This is a genomic window from uncultured Nostoc sp., assembly GCF_964245445.1.
Lineage (GTDB): Bacteria > Cyanobacteriota > Cyanobacteriia > Cyanobacteriales > Nostocaceae > Nostoc.
This window is the reverse complement of record NZ_CAXTNE010000080.1, coordinates 1-17,689: the sequence shown is the minus strand read 5'-3', so window position 1 is coordinate 17,689 and position 17,689 is coordinate 1. Positions and strand designations below refer to the sequence as shown.

Sequence of the window (17,689 nt, the reverse complement as noted above, 5' to 3'; positions counted from 1 at the left end):
TGTAATCTTTTGTTGCAAAAGTATGAGTCTGAGCCAAAATTTTACATCAAAAATGGGGTTTAATTATTAAAAGACAATTAAAATTTTGATTGGGTCCCAATAAGAGAAAACCCCTAACTAAGGCTTTGTTCAATGGCTAATTACTTTAAGCCTTTAAGGAAAGGGCTGTGCGATAACGCAGATTTCCCACTACAATAAAACCGCCTTGTCAAAAGTTTGGTTGGATTCCATAGTTGTCGTTTATACCGGATTTTGTGTAAAAACTATTGTAGAAAGGTTTACGCACAATGTTTTCGGTGCAACTGCAAGTTTTTTGTTTTGGATAAATATACATGACTTCTGCTGCTGAAATGCCAGCTAGCTCTGGCTCAACGTTAACATTACATTCAGATCCCAATAACATCAAAGAAACCGATCCCCTGAGAAAGGCTAATGGTGTTTATGTGACGGTGCATGGTCATTTTTACCAGCCACCAAGGGAAAACCCTTATCTGGACGCAATAGAACGCCAACCGAGCGCTGCACCTTTCCATGACTGGAATGAGCGGATTCATTGGGAATGCTATCGTCCAAATGCCTTTGCCAGAGTCTTAAATGACCAAGGCGAAGTGGTGGGGATCGTCAATAATTATGAGTATTTCAGTTTTAATATCGGGCCAACGCTGATGTCGTGGCTAGAACGCTACGATGTGGAGGTTTATCAGCGCATTTTAGAGGCGGATGCCAAGAGTAGCGATCGCTTGCATGGTCACGGTAATGCGATCGCGCAAGTATACAATCACATCATTATGCCTCTGGCGAATGAACGCGATAAATATACCCAAATTCGCTGGGGTAAAGAAGACTTCCGCTCCCGCTTTGGTCGTGATCCCGAAGGCATGTGGCTAGCAGAAACTGCTGTAGACTACGCCACCCTAGAAGCTCTTGTTGCTGAGGGTATTCGCTTCATTGTCCTTGCACCATCTCAAGCACTGCGTTGTCGTCCCCTCCCTACTCCAGATCATCCCCATCCTGAATGGATCGAAGTCGGCGGTAGTCAGATTGATTCTACCCGTCCCTATCGTTGTTATTTAAAGCCCACATTAGACACTTCATCTTCACCTCTGAGTGCGATGAGCTACGCCCCGCCGGAGGCGATCGCCACTAGTCCCAAAGATAGTAGTACAGAAGGATTACGCTACATTGATATCTTCTTCTACGATGGCCCGATATCGCGGGACATGGGTTTTAGTGATGTGGTTTATAATTCCAGTCACTTTGCCGGGCGTATTGGTTCGGCGGTGCGTGGGGATCATCGTCTGGCACAATTGATTTCTGTGGCGACAGATGGGGAAACCTTTGGACACCACAAAAAGGGAACTGAGAAAACTTTAGCCTACGCCTTTACCAAAGAGTTTCCTCAACAGGGTTGGACGGTGACGAACTTCGCCCACTACCTCAGCTTAAATTCTCCGAGTTGGGAAGTGGAATTGAAGTCAGTCACAGCCTGGAGTTGCGCCCACGGTGTCGGCAGATGGGAGGATGACTGTGGTTGCGGTGGTGAAGGCTCAGTTTGGCATCAGAAATGGCGTCGTCCCTTGCGGGATTCCCTAAATTGGCTGCGGGATCAATTAACTGAGGTGTATACAGAACATGGTAAGCAGTTATTTCGCGATCCCTGGCTAGCACGAGATGAATATATCCAAGTATTGCGCGATCGCTCTGCTACCAATGTCAACCGTTTCCTCGCCCGTCATCAAACCCACAAACTAACGGCAGCCGAACAAGTAGACGCTTTGCGCTTATTAGAAATGCAACGTCACGCTTTGTTGATGTTCACTAGTTGCGGTTGGTTTTTTGAAGAAATTTCCCGTCCAGAGGGGACACAAATTCTGCGCTACGCTGCCCGTGCTTTGGAATTAGCAGGGGAAGTGGCAGGTGTGCAGTTGGAAAAAGGCTTTGTCAAACGTCTTGGTTTAGCCCCCAGTAATGTGGATCAGTTCAAACACGGTGCGGAAATTTATCGGCAACTAGTGTTAACTGCCCAACTTGGCTTTAAGCAAGTAGCAGCCCATTACGCCATTACTTCCCTGTTTACCAATCAGAAACCAGCAGAGGCGCACAATTCCCTACCTAGAAAAGATGCTGCTGACAAACAGTCTCAGCGTTACCATAAGCGGGTTTATTGCTACGCTGCCAATGAGCTAGATTACCAGATGCAACGGATGGGATCGCTAACTCTGGCTGTAGGAAATTTAAAGCTGGTATCAGAGATTACTTGGGAAAGTGAGCATTTGGTATTTGCGGTTCTGCATTTGGGAGGCTGGGATTTCCACTGCGGCATTCAGCAATTTACCGGACGGCGTAACTACAGCCAATTAAAAGAAAAGCTGTTTGGGGCGCTAAAACAAGCTAGCGCGGCTCATACTATTTTGGCGATGACACAGCTATTTGGAGAAGAAGCTTTTAACTTACAGAATCTATTTGCTGAAGAACGCCACCGGATTATGCGGCTGCTTACTGAGGAAACACTGACACGTTTAGGACAGTTGTATACCCAAGCGTACCGTGATAATTATGGTGTGCTGATGGCGTTTCATCGAGATGAAATAGCAGTACCGCAAGAATTGCAGGTAGCAGCAGATATTGCTTTAGGGCATCGCTGTTTGATGACATTACGATCGCTTGAGCAAGATATCGCTGATCCCCAAAAGAGTTGGAGTCACATCTTACAATTGGAGGCGATCGCTACTGAAGCAAAACATCTGCGTTGTCGGCTGAATATTCCCGATGGTAAGCAGATGTTAGAACAGTTAATTGCGCGATCGCTTTGGCAATTGTTGCACGATGCCAATGGTAGTTTTAATGCAGATATCCAACTGTTGGAACGGTTGATTGATGTCGGGGATCATCTAAATATTGATGTTTCTCTACAGCGATCGCAGGAACTATACTTTAGTTGTCTGCACAGTCAGATAGCACCGGTGTGTATCACTAGCGTTGATAATGAAGCAGATAATCAGTGTCTTCAGTTGCTCAAGTTGGGCAAAAAGTTAGCCGTTGATGTCAGCATGATCTCAAGTCAGTTGGGATAGATGTACGGTAGAGTAAAAATTTCACACAGAAAGAAGGGGAAAAATTTCCCCTTTTATTTTGATTTCCTTTACTTCATCTGAGAGCGATCACAATGGTAAGGATAAAGCCACTCACACCTGAAGAGTCCGTGGGTATGTTTCTCAAAAAAGGTTCCTGCATGGCGTCCAGGTGATATATCGATCCCAGCTTTCGTTTTAATCTCATATAACCAGGGAAAAGCTACTACTAAAACAGCTATGACAGCGAAAAGGTAGAGAATCGTAGTTCTAATGTTGAGGAATCTTAGGGACTTGCTATTGTGATTTTGTGGCATAGATAATGACAAACTAATAGCCCATCCGATCCTAACCTAAAGCTCAAAATATCGCCGGAAGCGGGGATCAATGTTATCTGTTTTCTGCTGATTGCAGGTTAAACACAGGGTTTGTAAATTGCTGATATCATTTTGACCTCCACGGCCAAGGGGAATGATATCAAGTCCGGTGAATCACTTACGATTACCGTATCTGTGCAAAAATCTCAAAAGCCTCTTTCCCCCTGCTCCCTGCCCCCTGCCCCCTGCGGTTTTAATGATAAGTCTTTAGCCGGACATGATATGATATGGTCGATACTGAGGTTAGTTTCTATAGTAGTTTTACCGCAGCTTTGACACTGGTATTTGTCACGTTGAAAAAGGTATTTCTTTACTTCCGGCGGAATACGAATACGGGGAGTTTTACTCATTTTCTTTCTAGTTGCTAAGAAATTCTTCCAAGCTTGGAACATCTACCCAACTTGCTTTTTGATGCGATTCATGGGATAAATCCATCAACAACTGAGAATAAATTCCTTCTCGCAGTGATGGTATAATTTCCTGATTGCGGTTAATTCCTTGCACCCATTGGTCTACTACGCGGATAAATGCCGAAATACGCCCATCAGCATAATTTTTCGGAAAAATTAACCGATTCGGTATTTCTATTTCCGTTAGGGGTTTACCTGGGCGGGAACCCCAAACACGAAAACCATGTATATAATCTTTTTGATTTTCACTACCCACAATTAATGTACCGCGATCGCCATATACTTCTACCCAATGAGTTCTTGGTGCATGAACAACCGCGCTGATAGAAAGTTGGCAAGGTGTACCATCTGCTAATTCCAGCGTTAATGTACAGTTGTCATCTGTATCCACTGGCTTTGATTCCCCACTAACAGGGTCAACTCGTGTAGGAATAGCAGTAGTTAAATGGGCGTTTAATCTACGGACTGGCCCAAATAACCAGTGAATATAATCGAAAGCGTGGGAACCCAAAGATCCCAATGCACCGCCTCCTTTCTCCTTATCAGAATACCAATTCCAAGGGCGTGAAGTATCAGCACGAGAAGAACCCAACCAATCAATTTTAATTAAGCGCAACTTACCCACATAATCTTCTGACAACAATTCAGCAAACAACTGCCATCCTGGTACAAAGCGAAATTCAAAATCTACAGTCGCAATCACACCTTTTGCTTTAGCTAACTGATAAAGTTCTTTAGCCTCAATTGCATTTAAGGTTGTTGGTTTTTCTAGTAGTAAATGTTTCCCAGCTTGCAATACAGTTTTTGCCATTTCATAGTGCAAAAAAGGCGGCGTAGAGATGCTGACTGCTTGCACTTCTGGCAATGCCACAATATCTGTAAGTGAATCGGAGGCGTGGGGGATTTTATGAAATTCTGCTATAGCTTTAGCTTTATTTATATCTCGGTGGTAAATAGCAACTACCTCAGTTTGAGGATGTGCTTGGAATCCAGGAATGTGGACTTTTTGACCAAATCCAGTGCCTGCGATCGCAATCCCAATCATATCATCATTTACTCCTATACTTATACAATTTACTATTTACTTAATAATATCATTTCATCTCTCATATCTAATATTATATCCGAGTTTTTACTTGTATCAAACTTCTTAGCGAATAATTTTTCTGATTGCCTGATTTTTTCAAAATCCTGTTTTTCTAATATTTTTGGATGATCGGCATTAACATCAGCCCAATCTATATATCTCATGTTATTTTTAACTACCTTATCTTTAAAATGTGAATTTAAAATAAGTGCCTGTAAAAATAATTTATCTGCAAAAAAACTACAATTAAAACGCTTAAAAAAATTGGGCTTTTGCTTGATAAAAATATTTATCCATTTTACACATTATCCTGTTAAACACCAAAGTTTAGAACCTCTAAAAATAGCCAAACCTTCTGGAAGTTTGCGTTTTTTAGGTAAAAACAAAATAAAAAATGTATATAATCAAGATGCAATAGGAGATTGAAATTCCTGTTTTTCGGTAATACAAAAATATTTATCATTCCACCGGATGCGCCAATACTCTATTCTTCTTAAGCCGCCACCTCTCCATTTACTACAAGGTAGTGGGAAATGTTCTATAAATTCTTTCCCTTGATTGTTTTGTAGAAACATCTTGATATATGCATCTGATTTTATCAAATAATCTTGCCCTGATAAATTTATAACCTAATCAAAGTCAATACCTGTTTATACTATTGTACTTATACCTTCTAAAGTAGCTCTTACAATTCTAAACCTTTGAGGATTTTATCAACTTGAGCGATGGCGTAACCGCCCGCCGGAGGCATCGCACAAAACAGTCTGATAGTTTATACTAAGTACTGGCGCAAACAACCGAATTTTGGGATACCCAATAGCAAGGTTCATATAGAACTTACGCACAAGAAATCCGCTATGCGTGGTAAACTTAATAACACTAACGGATTTTCAATATGCGAGTTCAAATAACTGTAATTGCGATCGCAGTAATGTTAGTGGGTGGGAAAAATTCAGAGGCCCTTGCAGACTCGCAATCTTCTACTCAGGATGGATTTAATGGTATTGTTACCCTGTCAGCTACGACCCATATAGGAGAGTATGCCAAATATGGTGATTATATAGGAGCGACTTCAGGAGATAACCAAACCCTTGAATTTTCCCAAAAAGTTGTCAAAGACATCCAAATTCTTTTTATTAATGACAAAGGTAAGTTGCTTGATGACAAAGGTCAGCCGATCAAAGGGCGGACTCAGACAGATTTTATCATTGGTTTGCTGAGACTCAAACCTGGTCAGGTATTCCGTGAAGATTTACTTCAAGCAGACTTGCAACGATTGAGGAGATTAGAGTCATTTAATCAAGTAAATGTTGATCGAGAAGAAGATGCGAAGAGTATTAATATCATCTATAAAATCAAAGAGCGTCACTTCCCTTCTCTAATCTTAGGAGGGGGTAGTAACGATGATGTTGGGCTATACGGTCGAGTGGGTTACAAAGATGCAAATATTAGCGGTCTTAACGATAAATTAGATACAACTGTGCAGTTGAGCAGTGAAGATATCCAGTTTAATGGTCAATTCACTAGTCGTTATCGTCCTGGAGAACCAAACCGCTTAGGCTATAGCATTAGAGGTTTTCGTAGTCGAAATATATCGGGAACCTTCAACGAAGATATCAGATTGTCTAACGGTAACAAAGTGCGAGAGGGAAGGTTTGGTGGTTCTGTGGGACTTTTAGGAGCTTTTGATGAGTGGGATACATCAGTGGCTCTCAACTATACCCGGATTAGCCTACGCGATCAAGAATATAACGTTGTACAAGTGGATAGATTAGGAAGTCCCTTATCTGTAAGCGGTACTGGCATTGATGATCTATTTACACTATCATTTGCTGTATCCAGAGATCAACGCGATCGCCGAGACAATCCGACTCAAGGATCAATCCTCACTCTCAGCACAGAACAAGCGATTCCCATTGGACTGGGTAATATTTCCAGCAACCGCCTACAGGGAGACTATATTCAGTATTTACCAGTCAGTTGGATAGGAAATGGTCGGCTAACCGACAATCCGGAAATGTTGGCGATTAATTTACAAATTGGTACGACTATTGGAGACTTTCCACCAGCTGATGCCTTTAATATTGGTGGGCTAAATTCTGTCAGAGGTTACGGTTATGGTAAAGTTGCCAGTGGTCGCAGTTATGGTTTAGCTTCGGTTGAATATCGTTTTCCAATTTTACAGTCAATCGGAGGAGTTCTCTTTACTGACCTCGCCTCAGATTTCGGGTCTAGCGAAACCGTGCTAGGAGAACCAGGAGTGCTGCGAAACAAACCTGGAAATGGCTTTGGTTACGGCTTAGGATTGCGATTCAAGTCATCCTTTGGGCTGATTCGAGGCGACTTAGGAATTAGCAACCAAGGAGAAGTTAGATTTGAAGTTACTACAGGTCAGCGATTTTAATCCCATTAGTTTTTACTTTGCGTTCCTCTGCGTTTAAATCTTCTGCCGCCTTCTGCCTCGTGCCTATCTCTCAGCAGATAGCTTGCTTGTTAAACTTATCCGTGGTTTGATTAAAATACGATATCTATATCGATTTGTCGTATTTTATTGACGACTCAATTAGCTGAATTAACTTGTCAGCGACAAAGTAAATATAAAACTTTCCATGCCTATCCAAACTATTGGTATTTTAAGTCCAGGTGATATGGGACAAGCGATCGCAGCTGTTCTTAATCAAAATGGATTGAAAACTATTGCTGCTCTAGACAATCGCAGTGAACGAACTCGGCAATTAGCAGCCGCAGCCAACATTCAAGATGTGGGTTCCCTCACGCAACTAGTAATTGAATCTGATGTAGTCTTGTCAGTTTTAGTCCCCGCAGCAGCCACCGAAGCAGCGAATCTTGTAGCTGAGGTGATTAACAATGTTAGTAAACCGATTCTCTATGTTGACTGTAATGCGATCGCACCCCAAAAAGTTATCACTATCAGCCAACTTATCGAATCAGTTGGGGGAAAGTTCGTAGATGCATCAATTATTGGCCCACCACCACGAGTTCCCAATCGCACCCGCATTTATACTTCCGGAAAACAGGCCAATCAACTCCAACAACTGCGGGATTATGGCTTAGATGTGCGGGTAATTGGTGATGAAATTGGTCAGGCTTCCGGTTTGAAAATGTCCTATGCAGCCCTGACAAAAGGACTTACAGCAATCGGCACAGAATTACTAATAGCAGCCCATCGTTTAGGCTTGGATAAGCAACTATGGGATGAAGTGTTTAGTAGCCAACAGGAACTTGCTAGCATATTAACCCGTTCGATTCCATCGATGACACCGAAAGCACATCGTTGGATAGGAGAAATGGAAGAGATTGCAGAAACTTTTAAAGAGTTAGGTCTGACTGAGCGCATTTTTTACGGCGCAGCCGACGTTTACCGCTTGGTCAAAGAAACCTCCTTGGGTAAGGAAACACCAGAAGAATGCAATCGCGATCGTCCATTGGATGAAATCATTACAATCCTCTCCAATGAAGCAATATCTGACACCTAATCTTGAGTAATTGTTTTATAGATAGGTAAAAAGCGAGAATCTATGACTCAAGAGCAGTGGACTTCGGTCGATCATTACTTTACCGATCTGCTTGTGCCGCCTGACCCCGCGCTGGATGCGGCGCTCCAGACAAGCGCCGCAGCCGGACTGCCACCGCACAACGTTTCGCCAAACCAGGGCAAGTTGCTGCTGCTGTTGGCACAAATCCAAGGGGCGCGAAGCATCCTGGAGATTGGCACGCTGGGTGGCTACAGTACTATTTGGCTGGCGCGGGCGTTACCCAGCGATGGCCGTCTGATTACGCTGGAGGCTAACCCAAAGCACTCAAAAGTTGCCCACGCCAATATCGCCCGCGCCGGTCTGTCCGATATCGTTGACCTACGCCTTGGACAGGCACTCTCTACACTGCCACAGATTGCCGCCGAGGGTCATACATTTGACCTGATCTTTATTGACGCCGACAAGCCAAACAATCCAGATTACTTGACGTGGGCGCTCAAGCTTTCCCATCGCGGCAGCCTAATCATCGCCGATAATATTGTGCGTAACGGAGCGGTGATTGATGCCACCAGCAGCGATCCTAGCGTTCAGGGGGTGCGTCGCTTCAACGAACTGCTTGCCTCTGAGCCACGCGTCAGCGCCACGGCAATCCAGACCGTGGGCAGCAAAGGGTACGACGGCTTCGCGATCGCGATCGTTATCTCTGATTAATAGGACATTGAACCAAGAGCCGTAAATTTATTGCTTAATTTTGGCAATCGCTCTTTAAGCTTCAATAGCAAGAGATTGTTATTTAGTCAGTCTTGGGAACGATTTTGAGGGAACAGGTAGGCGATCGCAGCGTAACCCGAAGCACTGAGTAAACTAACCAAAAAAGCAGCCAAAATAAAAGTAGACATAATATTATACTCTATGCACTTCCAAAATCTCGGCATCCATTAAAAAACAAAGACTTTGGATACTTTCAAATTAGCAATTGCGTATGACATAGCAGTGACTACCTTATGTCAATCCCTTGTATATCCAGCCTCCTGCCTCCTGAACTTAAGCCAAAGGTAGAAAAAACCGAAACGTACTGCCAACTCCCAACTCGCTTTCTACCTGAATCTGACCGCCTTGTAGTTCAACCAAACGACGGGAAATAGTTAAGCCAATACCAGTACCTCCCGAATGGCGATCGCGCGACTGATCGGCTCGCCAGAAGCGCTCAAACACATGGGGCAAATTTTCTGGAGCGATACCAATACCTGTATCAATAACCGCAATCCAGAGAAGAGAAGCTTCAGTCCCAACACGAATCGTAATTGAACCTTCATTCGTGTAACGCACTGCATTACCTAGCAAATTAACCAACACCTGTTCTGTGCGGTCAATATCTGCCAATACAGCAGGCAGCATAGATGGACATTGCAATACCAAAACTGGCCCATCTTCCAACAGCTGGTCGGTGAATTTCTCCACTAATGACTCTAACAATGGACGCAGATTTACCCGTTGGATATTAATTGGCAAATAACCAGCTTCTGCCTTAGACAGTTCTTGTAAATCGTTCACCAATCGCTCTAAGCGCCTAGTTTCTTTAGCTAAACGCCGATAAATTTCAGGAGATGCTTCAATTTCCCCATCAGCCAGTTCTTCTAAGTAACCGCGCACCACTGTTAACGGTGTCCGTAATTCATGGGTCATGTCTCCAATCACTTCTCGCCGCCGCGCTTCTACCCCTTCTAAACTGGCTGCCATCCGGTTGAAACTAGCACCCAATCCATTAAGTTCTGGAATCTCAGACATCGGTAGTCGTGCATCCATCTGACCAGCAGCAAATTTTTGGGTGATTTGTTCCATCTCGGTCAACCTCTGCATAATCCGTCTGGACACCCAGTAACTCAATCCTCCGGCGGCGGTGGTGCCGACTAACACTGACCAAATAGTGCTTCGCTGCCAAGCAAGTTCAAATCCTGCAACCAATTCAGTACGGACATCGATTAAGTCAAACCCCTGATTTTCTAATCGTTCCAAATGCAGTACAAACAAGCGAGGGGAAGAGATTTTACTGATACTCACCAGACTAGCTACCCCCACAATCATTACTACTAAGTGGGAGAGAAATAGGCGCCCTCTTAGCCCTATTTTCATAAAATTTACCCTAACAGAGGATCTTCAAATTTGTAGCCCACCCCAACAACAGTTTTAATAAAAGTAGGATTTGCCGAATCCGGCTCAATTTTTTTTCGCAAGCGAGCTACATGAGTATCCACCACTCTTTCATCGCCAAAAAAGTTATCTCCCCAAAGTTTATCAATTAGTTGAGTGCGGTTCCAAACTCGACCAGGATTACTGACAAAGGTAGTTAGCAAGTTAAATTCTAGAGTAGTTAAGTCCAAAACTTCAACTTCTTGAGAATCCATTTGACGACTGGCAGTGCGCTGGTCTACATCGACAATAAAGTGTTGGGTACGATTGACTTGATGCTGTCCCCCTTGGCGGAGGCTACGTCGCAATAGTGCCCGCACCCTAGCTACCAACTCTCTAGGGCTAAAGGGTTTGACCATGTAATCGTCAGCACCAGTAGACAAACCAATGACCCGATCAATTTCCTCACCCTTAGCCGTGAGCATTAAAATGTAAGGATCTTTTGCACCTGGTTTCTGGCGAATTCTGGCACAAACTTCCAATCCATCTAAACCAGGAATCATTAAATCTAGAATGATTAAATCAGGTGGTTGCTCTTGAAACATCCGCAAAGCATTCATGCCATCGCGGCTAGTGCGACAAAAAAATCCTTCTTTTTCTAAAGAGATTTCGATTAAACGAGCAATTTCTGGTTCATCTTCAACTATTAAAATATCCATTTCAATTAGGGCCAAGCAAAATACGCAAATAGAACTGGAAACTAGTGGTCTGTCAAGTTTAAATTGATGGGTAAGTAAGTTCGTACTAAGGACTTTAGTCCTTATCCTCTAAGCAAGCTTTGTGCTTACTACCAGCCAGCAAAATTAGCTTAAACATTGTACTAGTATACTGTGGCGGAAGTTTACCTACCTTTATTAATAAGGGTCTTAAACAAACGGCTTCACCTCCTTGTCTGGTTGGAGATGGTAGATGGATTTTTGCCAAGCTGTACTAGGGAATCTGAACAGTATGAATGGGGATTAAAACCCCACCCAACCTGATAAAAGTTCTACAGGCTTGCAATAACTCAGTATAGATTTCGATAGATTTGAAATACAGTTTTAAAGGTTTGAATTTGAAGGCGTGCGATAACTATAGCCAACATTAGAATCTTTTTGAATGTGTGCCTTAATACTATCAAGGTCAATGAAGCAATCAGCAACATCAATCAAGCTTTCACTAGTGGTATTTTGTAGACTCACCACTTCCACCCGAACCCCCATTCTGCTGACAGCGTTCACAGCGTATGCCAGATCCCCATCGCCACTGACTAAAACCGCAGTATCATAATAAGGAGCTAAAGTTATCATGTCTACAGCAATTTCTACGTTCAGATTTGATTTTTTGAAATTTTCTGCTGGTTGCGTGATATCTTTAGCTACTACACGATAGCCATTACGACGCATCCACAATAAAAAACCCTGTTGCTTTTCATTAGTGATATCAACCCCAGTATAAAAGAAAGCACGCAACAGTCTTGAACCGTTAGTTAAATGACAAAGCAATTTAACGTAGTCAATTTCTATACCAAGTTGTAACGCTGTATGAAATAGGCTTAAGCCATCAATAAAAATAGCAACTCGACCACGATTCAAGTTATTTAAAATCGAACTATCAGGTGCTGTATCTTCCGTCTTGGTATCTTTACTTTTAACAGGAGTATCGCTCAAATTTTGCCCTTGCCAATGTGGTTTAGCTTTAAGTACTTTAGGTTCCTTAAATTCATTTCTTTGTTTGCTAAAATTAGTTATAATCATTGATACCTCTGATTTTAAAGTTAGAAAGAGTTTTGGGTAAATTGTCTATACTATATATAGTCTAGTCTGTACTGATTTATAACCCTAGCAGGTAATGGTTTTAAGTCACTACATCTAGATAAACTTAACTGGTATCTTCTGCATAAGCAAGAAATAGTGCCTAGCGCAAAAGTTCCGATCTGCCCTAGAATCGCCGAACGTCATTGATCTATATTTTATTTTACAGCTAGGAAGTTGAAATTTACCGCAGGCTAAAAATGCTCAAATACTGCCAGAGTTAGAATAACTAATAATGTAATATGCGATGCCTGCGGCGGGCTACGCCAACGCCCCTCAAAAGGTAAGTTTTTGTAAAATATTTAAGTAATCTTTAATACAACTTTTTTAAAATATCTAAATCAGGCAGTGCTAAATGCTCAATAGTCAGAAAGCATTGATCAAAATAGAAGATTCCCGACTTCTTTAAAGAAGCCGGGAATATGAGTCTTAGTCTTTAGCTAACTTATTGTTGGATGTGTAGTAAACCTTACTACCAGTATCAGGGACAAAATGGCAGTTGATACATGAATTCCATACTGACTTCCAAATTGGTTCTTCGGATTTGTGGAAATACTCACCCATCACTGGTTTTATTGCCTCAGTTGCCTTCAGCAAATTGTAATGAGGGATGTTAAGGAATATATGGTGAGCAACATGAGTACCAATATCGTGATGGATATGATTAACCAAACCATAATCACGGTCAATACTAGAAATTGCGCCTTTCAGGAAAGTCCAATCTTCTCCACGATACCAGGGAAGCTCTGGCTCAGTGTGGTGCAAGAATGTTACCAAATCTAGCCAAACTATGAATACAAGGTAAGGCACAGCGTAATATTTCAGCAACCACATCCAACCCCATTGGTAGGTAAGGAAACTTAGCAAACCTACCATGCCAATCAAAAGTACAGTACTAGTGATAACATCCCATTTTTCCGATGGTTTGAAAAGTGAACTGCTGGGCAAAAAGTGGGAGCCTTCTTTATTAGGAGAACGCTGAAACAAATATACAGGATAAGCCAAGAGAAAAACATAATATCTGCCTATCTTTTGGGCTAAAGGCATCTCCTTATATTGTGATTCGCTTACAGGATACCAGCTTTCATCATTATCGATGTTGCCAGTATTTTTGTGATGAGTTCTGTGACTAATCCGCCAACCATGATAAGGAACAAGTATTGGTGTGTGAGAAAGATGTCCAATCAAATCATTGAGCCATTTCTGCTTAGAAAAAGATTGGTGTCCGCAGTCATGTCCTACTACAAACAAAGCCCAAAACATCGTTCCTTGCATTAGCCAGAAAATCGGAAAGAAAAGCCAAGAATCCAGGTAATTAGCTACTGCATAAAGCAGACCGATAATCAGGATGTCACGAAAGAAGTAAAAAAGTGATTTTGTCACATTGGATTGAAAGCATTCAGCAGGAATTGCAGCTTTTAAATCCCCAAGTGTGAAAGGTAATTTAGTTGTATCCTCAGACGTTTCACTGCTAAGAGGATTGTTGAAACTGATAATATTTGATGGCACTGGATTCTTTTGTTGGATAGAAATCGGAACTTTATTTGAGACAAAATCATCTCACCTCTAGGATGCCCACGAAATTAGCGATCGCTAACACGCAAGAGGATAATTTCTGGCAATTTACCTAAAATTTTAGTCAGTAAATAATTGCCAGATTCTATTTAAACACAGCATGATAAACGCTCTCGAACCGACGAGAGCGGGAGTGTAATCACAGCGCTATTTATCGCTCTGTATAATATTCGTTGAAAGTCTTATAACCAACATCAGTTGTGTATAGTTGACATTGGTCTGTAATCTGCTTCATTAAAGGCCAAGAAAACTGACACTCATCATGTAGATAAGGCTCCCAATTTTCTTTGATGCTGCTGTAAGCTAGCCGCAAATTATAAGAAGGAATCGCAGTGGAAATATGATGAGGGACATGAACATTGATATCGTGGCACAGGATTTCTACCCAGCGCGGATAATCGCAATGGATAGTACCAAATAGCTGTGCTAGAGCCTCGTTCCACTTATTCGCTGTCGCAAAAGGAACATCTGCGGCAGTATGGTGAACAATGGTAAAAGTACTCATCCAAAAATGGTAAATCATCCAGGGCACTAGCCAGAACTTGACAAATCCCCAGATACCAGTTGTGGCAATGAGAGTCGGGAAAGCGATCGCAGCAAACACAACTACTACAGCCACAGAAAGCTTGATACTTGATTGGTCTTTCGTTTTGAAGTTCCGCCAATCAAAATGCACCACAGCCCAATGTCCAATGGAACCTACCCACCAGAGGCGTTTACGCATGAACAACTCAAAAGCAGACTGCCGGGTTTTATCCCAATCTTCAAACACTTCTGGTCTGATTGGATGCCAAGCGTTATCCTCATCCAGCTTGTTGGTATGAGTATGGTGATAATTATGCTTAATGCGCCAACTGTGAAAGGGGTAAATCAACGGCATCATGAAGAAATGCCCCACCAAATCATTTACCCAACGACGTTTGGCAAAAGACCTGTGTCCACAATCATGAGCAATTACAAAAAAACCTGTTAAAGCAGTGCCTGTAAAAATCCAAGCTAGGGGCAAAAGAAACCAAGGAGTGATGATCAGGCTGTAATAGCCCAAGGCAACTGCCAAGACACTGAGTATTACTTGTGTCCAAGCTTTGCGACGGTTCTGCTGAAAACATTCCCGTGGCAGGGTTTTGACAATATCTTTGAGCCTAAAGTCGGAATTACCAGGCTCGTCACTTAGTTTTTGGCTATTAATTATTGATGTAGTCATGAACACCTGAGAAACAACAAACTCCTCCACCAAGTCACCAAAAAAGTAACTTGCCGCAAAAATTCTTAATATTAGCGCTTCGGATTATAGCAATCTAACCGACACAAGCGCACCAGTAAATAGCTTTTTGAAAAGTGAGGAGTTAGAAGTGATGAGTTATGAGTTAAAAACGTTACACATCCTAACTCCTGTACAGACGCGATTAATCGCGTCTCTCCTAACTAACTTTTATTGGGGCCAACTTCACATTAGTAGCCAGACCAACTGCTTGCAGCAATTGAACAGTCATCCAAGTTAAATCGATTTCCCACCATTCCAGCCCATGACGAGCTGAGTATTGAAAAGCATGATGGTTATTATGCCAGCCTTCACCGAAAACTAATACGGCTACCCACCAGCAATTAGTCGATTGATCGCCAGAATCATAACTGCGATAGCCAAATTTATGAGTAGCGCTGTTCACCAACCAGGTACAGTGGTAAACCCAGACAATGCGAACAAAAATTCCCCAAATAACAAAGGGCCAGCCACCCAGAAGTAAAAGCAATACACCTAGAGCAACCTGGATCAAAATGAAATATTTTTCTAAAAACTGATAAACTGGGTCTTCGGCAATGTCTTTGGTGAAACGAGGGACATCAGCGTGAGCGGGACAATAATGAATCAGCCAATCCATGTGGCTCCACCAGAAGCCTTTGTTAGAGTCATGGGGATCAGCGTCAGTATCAGAGTTTAGATGATGAATGCGATGTGTCCCGATCCACTCAATTGGGCCTCCTTGACACGAGAGTGTCCCAAAGAAAACCAGGAGATACTCTAGCCACTTAGGAGTTTGAAAACTGCGGTGGGTGACAAGGCGATGAAATCCTAGAGTAACGCCTAAGCCGCCAGTCACCCAATACAGCAAGAAACCCACACCAACTGCCGTCCAGCTAAAGTTACCAGGAACAAAGGCAAATAAAGCGCCGATGTGCAGTGCAATGAAGAATAGGGTATTAACCCAGTTAATTTGAGGTTTAGTTGAGGTAGCAATTGTCATGCAGTAACCTGAATTTGAATTTTCCAGCCTAGTCTGCGCGATCTAAAAATCCGCATATCTATAATTTAATTTTTTTTGAACGAGGAACTGATGAACAGCTTAGAACAGCTGCGGCAAGCAGAACAGGCACTATTAGAAATTTTTTCTGGAATTGACGCTCAGGTCAAGCATAATCTAAAACGAGTGCTGGATGCTTTTCGTAATCACCGTGTGGGCGCACACCACTTTGCTGGTGTAAGTGGCTATGGTCACGATGATTTAGGACGAGAAACTTTAGATAAAGTTTTTGCCGAAGTTATGGGCGCTGAAGCTGCGGCCGTGCGGGTGCAGTTCGTTTCGGGAACTCATGCGATCGCTTGTGCTTTGTTTGGTGTACTCCGTCCTGGAGATGAAATGTTAGCAGTGGTCGGTTCTCCCTACGATACGCTTGAAGAAGTCATTGGTTTACGGGGTCAAGGTCAAGGCTCTCTAATCGAGTTTGGCATAAATTACCGCCAATTGGAGCTAACCTCCGAAGGAACTATAGATTGGCAAGCAATAAGAACTAATGTGGCCGAAAACACTCGTTTAGTGTTAATTCAGCGTTCTTGTGGCTATTCTTGGCGTCCTAGTTTATCAATTGCTGATATTGAAAAAATCGTCCACTTAGTCAAACAGCAAAACCCTAACACCGTTTGCTTTGTGGATAACTGCTACGGCGAATTTATTGAAACCAGGGAACCTACAGCCGTAGGTGCTGATTTAATGGCGGGGTCATTGATTAAAAATCCTGGTGGTACTATTGTCAGCGCTGGCGGTTATGTTGCAGGTTGCGCCGACTTAGTGGAAGCCGCCGCCTGTCGCCTCACTGCTCCCGGTATCGGTAGTTATGGCGGTGCTACTTTTGACCAAAATCGCCTGCTGTTCCAGGGACTATTTCTGGCCCCGCAAATGGTAGGAGAGGCGATGAAAGGGACTTATCTTACTGGTTATGTATTTGACAAACTTGGTTATCCAGTGAATCCTCCACCTTTAGCGCCCCGTGGAGATGTAATTCAGGCAATTAAACTCGGTTCTGCCGAAAAGCTAATTGCCTTCTGTAAAGCCATACAACAGCATTCTCCTATAGGTTCCTACTTAGACCCAATTCCAGATGAAATGCCGGGGTACGAGAGCCAGGTAGTCATGGCTGGGGGGACATTTATTGAAGGGAGTACCTTGGAATTATCAGCAGATGGGCCAATGCGATCGCCGTATGTGGTTTATTGCCAGGGGGGGACTCATTGGACTCATGTGGCGATCGCCTTGGAGGCTGCGATCAATGCGATAGGAAGTGCTGACACAAAACTATAGTATATATTCCGCAGGGCATGAGGTTTATTGAGAAATTAGTGAAAAGCGAACGCATTTGTTACTTCGGCGATCGCATTTGTTATTTCGGCGATCGCATTTGTTATTTCGGCGAAC

General features: G+C 42.8%; 15 protein-coding genes and 2 pseudogenes. 6 read left to right on the top strand and 11 right to left on the bottom strand.

The window, feature by feature from the left end; translation table 11 throughout:
- Window positions 1–332: 332 nt before the first annotated feature.
- Complete coding sequence (locus ACFE90_RS15435) at window positions 333–3,074, top strand: DUF3536 domain-containing protein (RefSeq protein WP_375501927.1); 2,742 nt, start codon at window positions 333–335, stop codon at window positions 3,072–3,074.
- Window positions 3,075–3,142: 68 nt separating this feature from the next.
- Here ACFE90_RS15435 and ACFE90_RS15430 read toward each other — a convergent pair whose 3' ends face one another.
- From ACFE90_RS15430 to ACFE90_RS15410, 5 genes and pseudogenes are all read right to left on the bottom strand, one after another.
- A complete protein-coding gene (locus ACFE90_RS15430; RefSeq protein ID WP_375501925.1) occupies window positions 3,143–3,388 on the bottom strand; it encodes a hypothetical protein in 246 nt (81 codons plus the stop codon).
- A 36-nt stretch (window positions 3,389–3,424) separates the two neighbouring features.
- A pseudogene (locus ACFE90_RS15425) lies at window positions 3,425–3,547 on the bottom strand (HNH endonuclease); the annotation flags it as partial.
- 128 nt (window positions 3,548–3,675) lie between these two features.
- Window positions 3,676–3,798, bottom strand: a pseudogene (locus ACFE90_RS15420) (HNH endonuclease); the annotation flags it as partial.
- Window positions 3,799–3,805: 7 nt separating this feature from the next.
- A complete protein-coding gene (locus ACFE90_RS15415; protein ID WP_375501923.1) occupies window positions 3,806–4,903 on the bottom strand; it encodes a Gfo/Idh/MocA family protein in 1,098 nt (365 codons plus the stop codon).
- A 32-nt stretch (window positions 4,904–4,935) separates the two neighbouring features.
- Window positions 4,936–5,109, bottom strand: a complete 174-nt coding sequence (locus tag ACFE90_RS15410) for a hypothetical protein (RefSeq protein WP_375501921.1) — start codon at window positions 5,107–5,109, stop codon at window positions 4,936–4,938.
- Here ACFE90_RS15410 and ACFE90_RS15405 point away from each other — a divergent pair.
- The 4 genes from ACFE90_RS15405 (at window position 5,108) to ACFE90_RS15390 (ending at window position 9,153) form a co-directional block, all read left to right on the top strand.
- Window positions 5,108–5,371 carry a hypothetical protein gene (locus ACFE90_RS15405; protein WP_375501919.1) on the top strand — a complete coding sequence of 88 codons (264 nt, stop codon included), beginning with the start codon at window positions 5,108–5,110 and terminating at the stop codon, window positions 5,369–5,371. The two genes, ACFE90_RS15410 and ACFE90_RS15405, sit on opposite strands and share 2 nt — an antisense overlap.
- A gap of 469 nt (window positions 5,372–5,840) precedes the next feature.
- Entirely contained in the window at window positions 5,841–7,349 is a 1,509-nt protein-coding gene (locus ACFE90_RS15400) for a BamA/TamA family outer membrane protein (protein WP_375501917.1), read from the top strand.
- 205 nt (window positions 7,350–7,554) lie between these two features.
- Window positions 7,555–8,442 (top strand): DUF1932 domain-containing protein, encoded by an 888-nt coding sequence (locus ACFE90_RS15395; protein ID WP_375501915.1) that lies wholly within the window; start codon window positions 7,555–7,557, stop codon window positions 8,440–8,442.
- Between the two features lie 42 nt (window positions 8,443–8,484).
- Window positions 8,485–9,153: an O-methyltransferase gene (locus tag ACFE90_RS15390; protein ID WP_375501913.1), complete on the top strand. Its 669-nt coding sequence runs from the start codon at window positions 8,485–8,487 to the stop codon at window positions 9,151–9,153.
- A 333-nt stretch (window positions 9,154–9,486) separates the two neighbouring features.
- Here ACFE90_RS15390 and ACFE90_RS15385 read toward each other — a convergent pair whose 3' ends face one another.
- From ACFE90_RS15385 to ACFE90_RS15360, 6 genes are all read right to left on the bottom strand, one after another.
- The gene (locus ACFE90_RS15385; protein WP_375501911.1) at window positions 9,487–10,575 is read right to left on the bottom strand and encodes a sensor histidine kinase; all 1,089 of its coding nucleotides are present in this window, start codon (window positions 10,573–10,575) and stop codon (window positions 9,487–9,489) included.
- Between the two features lie 5 nt (window positions 10,576–10,580).
- A complete protein-coding gene (locus ACFE90_RS15380; protein WP_375501909.1) occupies window positions 10,581–11,291 on the bottom strand; it encodes a response regulator transcription factor in 711 nt (236 codons plus the stop codon).
- 381 nt (window positions 11,292–11,672) lie between these two features.
- Window positions 11,673–12,368, bottom strand: coding sequence for an NYN domain-containing protein (locus ACFE90_RS15375; RefSeq protein WP_375501907.1), 696 nt, complete (start codon window positions 12,366–12,368; stop codon window positions 11,673–11,675).
- Between the two features lie 486 nt (window positions 12,369–12,854).
- Window positions 12,855–13,934: a fatty acid desaturase gene (locus ACFE90_RS15370; RefSeq protein ID WP_375501905.1), complete on the bottom strand. Its 1,080-nt coding sequence runs from the start codon at window positions 13,932–13,934 to the stop codon at window positions 12,855–12,857.
- A gap of 217 nt (window positions 13,935–14,151) precedes the next feature.
- Window positions 14,152–15,204 carry a fatty acid desaturase gene (locus tag ACFE90_RS15365; RefSeq protein ID WP_375501903.1) on the bottom strand — a complete coding sequence of 351 codons (1,053 nt, stop codon included), beginning with the start codon at window positions 15,202–15,204 and terminating at the stop codon, window positions 14,152–14,154.
- 217 nt (window positions 15,205–15,421) lie between these two features.
- Window positions 15,422–16,243 carry an acyl-CoA desaturase gene (locus ACFE90_RS15360; RefSeq protein ID WP_375501901.1) on the bottom strand — a complete coding sequence of 274 codons (822 nt, stop codon included), beginning with the start codon at window positions 16,241–16,243 and terminating at the stop codon, window positions 15,422–15,424.
- A 90-nt stretch (window positions 16,244–16,333) separates the two neighbouring features.
- On the opposite strand from ACFE90_RS15360, the gene ACFE90_RS15355 reads away from it, so the two are divergent.
- Window positions 16,334–17,575, top strand: a complete 1,242-nt coding sequence (locus ACFE90_RS15355) for an aminotransferase class I/II-fold pyridoxal phosphate-dependent enzyme (protein WP_375501899.1) — start codon at window positions 16,334–16,336, stop codon at window positions 17,573–17,575.
- Window positions 17,576–17,689: the final 114 nt, after the last annotated feature.

Bases quoted from the DNA above. Each gene is read 5' to 3' on its own strand.
- ACFE90_RS15435 (WP_375501927.1), top strand. From the start codon at position 333: ATGACTTCTGCTGCTGAAATGCCAGCTAGCTCTGGCTCAACGTTAACA.
- ACFE90_RS15430 (WP_375501925.1), bottom strand. From the start codon at position 3,388: ATGCCACAAAATCACAATAGCAAGTCCCTAAGATTCCTCAACATTAGA.
- ACFE90_RS15415 (WP_375501923.1), bottom strand. From the start codon at position 4,903: ATGATTGGGATTGCGATCGCAGGCACTGGATTTGGTCAAAAAGTCCAC.
- ACFE90_RS15405 (WP_375501919.1), top strand. From the start codon at position 5,108: ATGTTATTTTTAACTACCTTATCTTTAAAATGTGAATTTAAAATAAGT.
- ACFE90_RS15410 (WP_375501921.1), bottom strand. From the start codon at position 5,109: ATGAGATATATAGATTGGGCTGATGTTAATGCCGATCATCCAAAAATA.
- ACFE90_RS15400 (WP_375501917.1), top strand. From the start codon at position 5,841: ATGCGAGTTCAAATAACTGTAATTGCGATCGCAGTAATGTTAGTGGGT.
- ACFE90_RS15395 (WP_375501915.1), top strand. From the start codon at position 7,555: ATGCCTATCCAAACTATTGGTATTTTAAGTCCAGGTGATATGGGACAA.
- ACFE90_RS15390 (WP_375501913.1), top strand. From the start codon at position 8,485: ATGACTCAAGAGCAGTGGACTTCGGTCGATCATTACTTTACCGATCTG.
- ACFE90_RS15385 (WP_375501911.1), bottom strand. From the start codon at position 10,575: ATGAAAATAGGGCTAAGAGGGCGCCTATTTCTCTCCCACTTAGTAGTA.
- ACFE90_RS15380 (WP_375501909.1), bottom strand. From the start codon at position 11,291: ATGGATATTTTAATAGTTGAAGATGAACCAGAAATTGCTCGTTTAATC.
- ACFE90_RS15375 (WP_375501907.1), bottom strand. From the start codon at position 12,368: ATGATTATAACTAATTTTAGCAAACAAAGAAATGAATTTAAGGAACCT.
- ACFE90_RS15365 (WP_375501903.1), bottom strand. From the start codon at position 15,204: ATGACTACATCAATAATTAATAGCCAAAAACTAAGTGACGAGCCTGGT.
- ACFE90_RS15360 (WP_375501901.1), bottom strand. From the start codon at position 16,243: ATGACAATTGCTACCTCAACTAAACCTCAAATTAACTGGGTTAATACC.
- ACFE90_RS15355 (WP_375501899.1), top strand. From the start codon at position 16,334: ATGAACAGCTTAGAACAGCTGCGGCAAGCAGAACAGGCACTATTAGAA.